General features: G+C 66.1%; 10 protein-coding genes. 1 reads left to right on the plus strand and 9 read right to left on the minus strand.

The features are described from left to right. Positions 1–97: 97 nt before the first annotated feature. A complete protein-coding gene (locus D3H54_RS29900; protein ID WP_168215009.1) occupies positions 98–1,345 on the plus strand; it encodes an N-acetylmuramoyl-L-alanine amidase in 1,248 nt (415 codons plus the stop codon). Here D3H54_RS29900 and D3H54_RS29905 read toward each other — a convergent pair whose 3' ends face one another. From D3H54_RS29905 to rpmH, 9 genes are all read right to left on the minus strand, one after another. Next, positions 1,346–2,074, minus strand: a complete 729-nt coding sequence (locus D3H54_RS29905) for an acetyltransferase (protein ID WP_149383249.1) — start codon at positions 2,072–2,074, stop codon at positions 1,346–1,348. A 228-nt stretch (positions 2,075–2,302) separates the two neighbouring features. After that, the gene (locus D3H54_RS29910) at positions 2,303–3,268 is read right to left on the minus strand and encodes a ParB/RepB/Spo0J family partition protein (RefSeq protein ID WP_149383250.1); all 966 of its coding nucleotides are present in this window, start codon (positions 3,266–3,268) and stop codon (positions 2,303–2,305) included. Between the two features lie 12 nt (positions 3,269–3,280). Then, positions 3,281–4,222, minus strand: a complete 942-nt coding sequence (locus tag D3H54_RS29915) for a ParA family protein (protein WP_149383251.1) — start codon at positions 4,220–4,222, stop codon at positions 3,281–3,283. Beyond that, positions 4,219–4,926, minus strand: coding sequence for a 16S rRNA (guanine(527)-N(7))-methyltransferase RsmG (rsmG, locus tag D3H54_RS29920; RefSeq protein ID WP_149383252.1), 708 nt, complete (start codon positions 4,924–4,926; stop codon positions 4,219–4,221). Before rsmG ends, D3H54_RS29915 begins: the two co-directional genes overlap by 4 nt. Positions 4,927–4,973: 47 nt before the next feature. Further along, positions 4,974–5,537, minus strand: coding sequence for a Jag family protein (locus tag D3H54_RS29925; RefSeq protein WP_149383253.1), 564 nt, complete (start codon positions 5,535–5,537; stop codon positions 4,974–4,976). 34 nt (positions 5,538–5,571) lie between these two features. Continuing rightward, positions 5,572–6,672 carry a membrane protein insertase YidC gene (gene yidC / locus D3H54_RS29930; RefSeq protein WP_149383254.1) on the minus strand — a complete coding sequence of 367 codons (1,101 nt, stop codon included), beginning with the start codon at positions 6,670–6,672 and terminating at the stop codon, positions 5,572–5,574. Continuing rightward, a complete protein-coding gene (gene yidD / locus D3H54_RS29935; RefSeq protein ID WP_083117721.1) occupies positions 6,665–6,943 on the minus strand; it encodes a membrane protein insertion efficiency factor YidD in 279 nt (92 codons plus the stop codon). The genes yidC and yidD overlap by 8 nt, the downstream gene beginning before the upstream one ends. Next, on the minus strand, positions 6,940–7,296 hold the full coding sequence (rnpA, locus tag D3H54_RS29940) for a ribonuclease P protein component (protein WP_149383255.1): 357 nt from the start codon (positions 7,294–7,296) through the stop codon (positions 6,940–6,942). The genes yidD and rnpA overlap by 4 nt, the downstream gene beginning before the upstream one ends. 18 nt (positions 7,297–7,314) lie before the next feature. Next, a complete protein-coding gene (gene rpmH, locus D3H54_RS29945; RefSeq protein WP_046365060.1) occupies positions 7,315–7,458 on the minus strand; it encodes a 50S ribosomal protein L34 in 144 nt (47 codons plus the stop codon). Positions 7,459–7,918: the final 460 nt, after the last annotated feature.

Here is a 7,918-nt window from a genome sequence, read left to right on the forward strand (position 1 = left end):
CGGAATGCGGTGAGGTTCTGAGAGAATGCTCCCTAGCCTGTGTGCAATCGTCAGCCCTGGCGATACTGAGCTGACAACGGCGATCGAAGGGCCCTGTATGTCGAGTCTTCGCCACGGTGCTGGGGGCGATGCCTCCTCGCACCGGAGCGGTCGTGATGACGTGTTGCGCCGCGGTGACCGCAGCAACGCCGTCGTCGAGATCCGCGAAGCGCTCTCCGCGCTCGGCTTGGTCGACAGTCCCGACGCGGACCTCACCACCGGCAAGCGGGTGGCGGTCGACGTGTTCGACGCCGACCTCGACCACGCGGTGCGGGCGTTTCAGCAGCGCCGCGGTCTCCTGGTCGACGGGATCGTCGGCGAGGCCACCTACCGCGCACTGAAGGAAGCCTCCTACCGGCTCGGGGCCCGCACCCTGCTGCACCAGTTCGGCGCCCCGATGTACGGCGACGACGTCGCGACGCTGCAGGCCAAACTGCAGGAGCTCGGCTTCTACACCGCCTTGGTGGACGGCTACTTCGGCTTGCAGACCCACAACGGGCTGATGTCCTATCAGCGCGAGTACGGCTTGTCGGCCGACGGCATCTGCGGCCCGGAAACGTTGCGCTCCTTGGACTTTCTGGGGTCGCGCGTCACGGGCGGCTCGCTGCACGCCATCCGCGAGGAGGAGCAGGTCCGCCGCTCGGGGCCCCGGCTGTCCGGCAAGCGGATCATCATCGATCCGGGCCGCGGCGGTTCCGACCACGGCCTGATCACCCAGGGACCGGACGGGCCGATCAGCGAAGCAGACATCCTGTGGGACTTGGCAAGTCGGCTCGAAGGCCGGATGACCGCGATCGGCATGGAGACCTTCCTGTCCCGGCCGTTCAACCACAGCCCGGTGGACGCCGAACGGGCCGCCACCGCGAACACCGTCGGCGCCGATCTGATGATCAGCCTGCGCTGTGAGACCCAGCCCAGCCCGTCGGCCAACGGCGTGGCGTCGTTCTACTTCGGCAGCTCGCACGGCTCGGTGTCGACGATCGGTCGCAACCTGGCCGACTTCATTCAACGAGAAGTTGTGGCGCGCACCGGATTACGTGACTGCCGGACCCACGGCCGGACCTGGGATCTGCTGCGTCTCACCCGGATGCCTACGGTCCAGGTCGACGTCGGCTACATCACCAACCCGCGGGATCGGTCGATGCTGGTGACCAGCCACGCGCGCGATGCGATCGCCGAGGGCATCCTGGCCGCCGTCAAACGGCTTTACCTGTTGGGCAAGAACGACCGTCCCACCGGTACTTTCACGTTCGCCGAGCTGCTCGCCCATGAGCTGTCGGTCGAACAGGCCCGGCCCGCTTTCTAGCTAGCCGCGAACCTCCGCGCCGGCGCCGACCGGCTGCTGCAGCTGTGCACTTTCCAGCAGCCGCTCCAGCGCGGCCTCGACTTCGGCTTTCCAGCCCAACCCCTTGTCCAGTTCGAGCCGCAGCCGCGGGAAGTACCGATGCGGCGCGACGACCGTGAAGCCGGCGTCGAGCAGCAAGTCGGCGCTGATCATGCACTGGTCGAAGGAGCAGTCCCCCAGGACTTCGATGGCCGGCCGCAACTCGGGGTCGACGGAATCGGGATCGAGTAGGTCACTGGCGTCGGCGGTCCGGCCGAACGCCTCGAGAGCTCGGACGCCGCGTCGAACCAATTCGTTGACCACCTGGCTGATCAAGGCGTGTGGCAGTCCGTCGGTCTGACCGGACTCGATCCCGATCGATGTCAGCAGAACAGCGTCAGCGCTGACCGGTCCGGTCGGGAAGAGTTGCGCGCGCGGGACCGCCCGGGGCGGCGCATACAGCACATAGCCGAGGCACGGCTGCTCGTCGCCCGATGCCGATCCATCCGTCGGCGTCGTGCTGGCCACCTGACCACACGACCCCCACTCCAGCATGACCATCGACAGCCACGCTTCCTTCTCGAACTCGGGATCCGGAAGGTAGTCACCGCCGAGCGTTGCGGGATCGACTTCCCAGAACACACATCGGCGCGCGTGCTTGGGTAGTTGCTCGAATCCCTCGAGCCGAAGCGGCGTGATACGGACGGACACTAACCTCCCCGGCTTTCTTGCGGTGCGGATGTGCGCAACAGCCCCTCCAGGATAGGAGAGGCGGCCGGGGACGTGCCAGTGATGGCGCAGCTACCGAAGCCTGCGCTCGCTGGAAGCGGAATTCGTTGGCGCACTGTGTGATTCCTCGGTGGATACACTCGGCAGCGAACGCGGACCGGGGTTGGCGTCACTGTGACGGAACTGGCTGGTGTCGTCGTACCTGGAAATTCAGCCCGCGGGCCGGTTCATCATGTCCACAATGCGCTGCAAATCGTCCACCGAGCCGAACTCGACCACGATCTTGCCCTTGCGCTTGCCCAGGCTCACTGTCACCCGGGTGTCGAACGTGCTCGACAGCCGTTCGGCGACATCCTGGAGCCCGGGCATCTGGATCGGCTTGCGCCGCGGCGCGGGTGGCGTCTTGGCGTCGGACCGGTTGGCCAGGGTGACGGCTTCCTCGGTCGCTCGCACCGACAATCCCTCGGCCACGATCCGCGCGGCCAGCTCTTCCTGAGCCTCGGCGCCCGCCTCCAGTGCGAGCAGCGCACGGGCGTGCCCCGCCGACAGCACGCCGGCAGCCACCCGGCGCTGGACCGCGATCGGCAGGCGCAGCAGCCGGATCATGTTCGAGATCACCGGACGCGAACGGCCGATGCGGGCGGCGAGTTCGTCATGGGTGACGTCGAACTCGTCGAGCAGCTGTTGGTAGGCCGCCGCCTCTTCCAGAGGGTTGAGCTGGGCGCGGTGGATGTTCTCCAGTAGTGCATCGCGGAGGAGATTGTCTTCGGCAGTCTCCCTGACGATGGACGGGATCGTCGCCAGTCCGGCCTCCTGCGCTGCGCGCCAGCGCCGCTCCCCCATCACCAGCTGGTAGCGCACCGGTGCTCCCGGCGCGGCATCCGGAACGGCCCGCACCACGATCGGCTGCATGAGACCGAACTCGCGGATCGAGTGCACCAGTTCGGCCAGCGCCTCCTCATCGAAGACCTGGCGGGGCTGGCGCGGATTCGGTTCGATGGCCGAGGGATCGATCTCGCGGTAGACCGCACCGACACTGTCGACGTCTACCGGGGCACCGCCGCCGATCACCACATCGGCGGCCGCCGCACCGAGGCGGGGACCGCCGTCGGCCGGTCCGGTCGGGATGAGCGACGCGAGGCCACGGCCGAGGCCGCCCTTGCTCTTCGATGACATGTGCGCCTCCTCTTATGCCCGGGTAGCCCGCTGCGCGAGCTCTTTGCTTGCGTCGAGATAGCTCATGGCACCTCGCGAGCCGGGATCGTAATCGATGATCGTCATGCTGTATCCGGGTGCTTCCGACACTTTGACGCTTCGTGGAATCACGGTGGTGAGCACCTTGTCGCCGAAATAGTTGCGCACCTCGGAGGCGACTTGGTCGGCCAATTTGGTACGTCCGTCATGCATCGTGAGGATGACGGTCGACACGGTCAGTTGTGGGTTGAGGTGTGCCCTGACCATTTCGATGTTTCTCATCAACTGCGAGACACCCTCCAGGGCGTAGTACTCGCACTGGATCGGGATCAACACCTCAGGCGCCGCGACGAGCGCGTTGATGGTGAGCAGCCCGAGCGAGGGCGGGCAGTCGATGAAGACGTAGTCGAAGTCCGACTCGTCGAGCGCGGCCAGCGCGTTGCGGAGCCGATTCTCGCGCGCCACCATGCTGACGAGTTCGATCTCCGCGCCGGCGAGGTCGATCGTCGCCGGCACACAGAACAAGCGTGGGCTGTGCGGGCTCTGCCGGATGGCGGCCTGTAGCGGGATCTCTCCCAGCAGTACTTCGTAGGACGACGGGGTGCCCGATTGACGATCGGCGATGCCGAGCGCGGTGCTGGCATTGCCCTGAGGATCGAGGTCGACCACCAAGGTCTTCAACCCTTGGACCGCGAGGGCGGCCGCCAGGTTCACCGCGGTCGTGGTCTTCCCGACTCCGCCCTTCTGATTGGCGACGGTGAAGACGCGGCGCCGGCCGGGGCGTGGCAGCTGTCCGGCAGTGGTGTGGAGGACCTGCATCGCGCGTTGCGCTGCGGCACCGATCGGGGTCTCGAAGTCGTCCGGCGGATTCCATGTTTCACGTGAAACATCGGTGCCCGCGGTCCCGGACGGATCCGGGTTCGATGGGACAGTCATGATCCCCTTTTCTCCGATGTTCGCGCGGACTTCTTCTTCCCGCCTGGCGCCCGCTCCCCCCGCACCGCGATCACCACGGTCGCGGGAGGATCCGAATAGCTCTCGCCACATCTCACCACCCTCACATCGGTTGCGCCCAACGACGCCATCCCGCGCCGCCCTTCGACGACTTCCTCCTCGGCCCGTTCGCCCTTCATGGCCAACATGCGGCCACCCGGCCGCAACAGCGGGAGGCTCCACCGCGTCAGCTTGTCGAGCGAGGCCACCGCACGAGACACCACCACATCCGCCCCGCCGGCGCGAGTGCGGACACCCGGCTCCTCTGCCCGGCCGCGGATGATCTCGATCGGCAAGCCCAGTGCCGCCACCGACTCCTCGAGGAATTCGGTCCTGCGCAACATTGGTTCGATCAGCGTCACCCGAACATCGGGGCGAGCGATCGCGATCGGCAGCCCCGGCAGCCCGCCGCCACTCCCGATGTCGAGCACCCGTGCGTCCGGCTCGATGAGTTCAGCCACCGCGACACTGTTGAGAATATGACGTTCCCATAGCCGGTCGACTTCGCGCGGACCGATCAACCCGCGCTCGACGCCGGGACCCGCGAGCAGATCGGCGTAGCGCTGAGCGAGCTGTACCCGGTCGCCGAAGACGACCTCGGCCGCCGACGGAGGCGGGGGCGCAGTGCCATGTTTCACGTGAAACATCCTCCGGTCATAGCGGCGTCCGGGTCACGAACTACACCGATGTAACTTCAGCCCTTCAGGACAACAACGCGACGCGACGGCTCCACACCTTCGCTCTCGCTGTGCACGCCGTCCACGGCGGCAACCGCGTCGTGCACGATCTTCCGCTCGAACGGTGTCATGGGGGCCAGTTCCTCACGATCGCCGGACTCCAATACGCGGCGGGCAACCTTGTCGCCCAGTGCGCTGAGCTCTTCGCGGCGGCGGCGGCGCCAGTTCGCGATGTCGAGCATCAACCGGCTGCGCTCCCCCGTCTTCTGGTGGACGGCCAGTCGGGTCAGCTCTTGCAAGGCATCGAGGATCTCTCCCTTGCGGCCGACGAGCTTCGAGAGGTCTTCGCCGCCGTCGATGCTGACGATCGCCCGGTTGCCCTCGACGTCGAGGTCGATGTCGCCGTCGAAGTCCAGGAGGTCCAGAAGCTCCTCCAAGTAGTCGCCGGCGATCTCGCCTTCGGCGACGAGGCGCTCCTCGAGGTCCTCGCCCTTCACTTCGGGCTTGTCCGAGCTCTGGTCAAGGTCGTTGTCGACCGCGACGTCAGACTCGGTCACTTCAGTGGTGTCGGCATCCGCCATGTGTCTCTCCCTCTTTCGCCGGAGCGATCTCCGGTCAACGCTTACGTTTCTTGGGCCGCGCTCCGGGGCGCGGTGTGCGGCTGACCGACCCGTCGTCGGCAGCCTTCGCCGACTCGGCGTCGGTCTCGATCTCCGCGTCGCCGGCGGCCTCATCGGTCGCCTCGACCGCGGCACCGTTGGTCGCGGCGGGCGCGGCGGGCGCGGCGGGCGCACCCTTCTTCGGCTTGGTCGGCTTGACGCCCGGCGCCGGAGCGTTGGCGGCTCGGCGGGCCAGCGCCTCTTCCTTCTTGGCTTCTTCTTCCTTCTCAATCCGGCCGAACACGTAGTGCTGCTGACCGAAGGTCCAGATGTTGTTGGACACCCAGTAGATGATGATCGCGATCGGGAGGAACGGACCACCGACGACCACACCGAGCGGGAAGACGTACAGCGCGAGCTTGTTCATCATCGCGGTCTGCGGGTTGGCTGCCGCTTCCGGACTCTGGCGCGCGACCGACGCCCGGCTGTTGAAGTACGTCGCGATACCCGCCAGCAGCATCAGCGGAATACCGACCCCGATCACCGCGGGCCGGCTGAAGTCGAAGTTCTTGAACGCCTCGAGACCGGAACTCTGCGTCATGCTCGCGCTCAAGGGGGCACCGAACAAATTCGCGTCGAGGAAGTGCCCGACGTCGGTGGCGCTGAAGAAGTAGTTGCCGGTGGCGCGGTTCTCTTCCACCGACATTCCGAGCTGACCGAACCCGTGCTGCGTCCGGTTGAAGGAACGCAACACGTGATAGAGACCGAGGAACACCGGGATCTGCGCCAGCATCGGCAGACAGCCGAGGATGGGATTGAACCCATGTTCGCGCTGAAGCTTCTGCATCTCCAGCGCCATCCGCTGACGGTCCTTGCCGTACTTCTTCTGCAGAGCCTTGATCTGGGGCTGCAGTTCCTGCATCTGCCGGGTGGTGCGGATCTGCCGGACGAACGGCTTGTAGAGCAGAGCGCGAAGGCTGAAGACCAGGAACATCACCGACAGCGCCCAGGCGAAGAAGTTCGTGGGTCCAAGGATGGCGGCGAACAGCTTGTACCAGAGCCACATGATCCCGGACACCGGGTAGTAGATGACGTCCAGGCTGAACCAATTAAACATGCGTGCTCCTGCGTTCGTTGCACTCGGACCCGGGCGCCTGCGGGCGCCGCTCGGGTATTGGATCCCATCCTCCCCGATGCCACGGACCACACTTCCCGAGCCGGATCACGGTCAGCCAACCACCGCGAATCAATCCGTACTCGGTCAGCGCGTCCACGGCGTACTGACTGCAGGTCGGCGTGAACCGGCATGTCGGCAGTCGCAGTGGCGAGATGGTGTGTCGGTAGAGCTCGACGAGGAAGATCACGACGCGAGCCGGGAGATGGCTCACTGCGCCTTCTCCATCAACGAGTGGGTCCGTCGGATGCTCGTTCGCAGCTGCTGTTCGAGGCGGGCCGAGATCGCGTCACGGCTACCGGGCAACGCGCGGATCACGATGCGCTCGTCCGCGGTCAGGTCCGGGAGAACAGATCGGGCGATATGACGCAGACGGCGAGACACCTGGTGTCGCTGCACCGCGTTGCCGACCGACTTCGAGACGACCAAGCCGATTCGTGGGCCGTCAGCGCTGTCGATCATCCGTCGTGCGTGCACGACGAGATCAGGCTGCGCCGCTCGCACCCCGTGCTTGATGGTGGCGCCGAACTCCGCAGACCGTGTCATCCGGTACTGAGCCGGGAGCACGCCGCGTGATCCCGTGGATCAGGCAGTCAGTGACTGACGACCCTTGCGGCGCCGGCCCGACACGATGGCGCGCCCGGCGCGCGTCCGCATGCGCAGACGGAAGCCATGAACCCGCGCCCGGCGCCGGTTGTTCGGCTGGAAGGTCCGCTTGCCCTTGGCCACGGCTATATCTCCTCGTCGTTTGGCGGTCGCTGTCCGGAGCACACGCTTGCGTGTGTACCCGGACGAACGCGACTGCCGTTGGTAAGCTCTGGTCTCGCTCTAACCGGCGCGGTCCCGAATCGGTCGCAGCCGTATCGCCGACGTATGGGCGACTGTTCGAGGGTACTGACCTCACTTCCCCTGGTCAAACCGCCTTGTCGTGCCGTTGATCACCGCACCGGTCCACTACTGCCAGAGCTGTCACCGTTCACGCGTAGGGCCGTTATCTCGTCGTGATCCGAATGTTGCAGAACGGTTGGCACTCGCCTCGAAAACTGTTAGCTTCTGCCAAAGCCGTTTCAGATCGAGACGGCGCGCAATCACCAAGCGGGGGAACAGGTCGGCCGACGGTCCACACGACATCATTGCGGGGATTACTGCCGACCCGCGACCCTGCGCCGATATGCTCCGGAGGCGAGCA

The sequence above is a fragment of the Mycobacterium sp. ELW1 genome, from assembly GCF_008329905.1.
In the GTDB taxonomy this organism is placed as follows: Bacteria; Actinomycetota; Actinomycetes; order Mycobacteriales; family Mycobacteriaceae; genus Mycobacterium.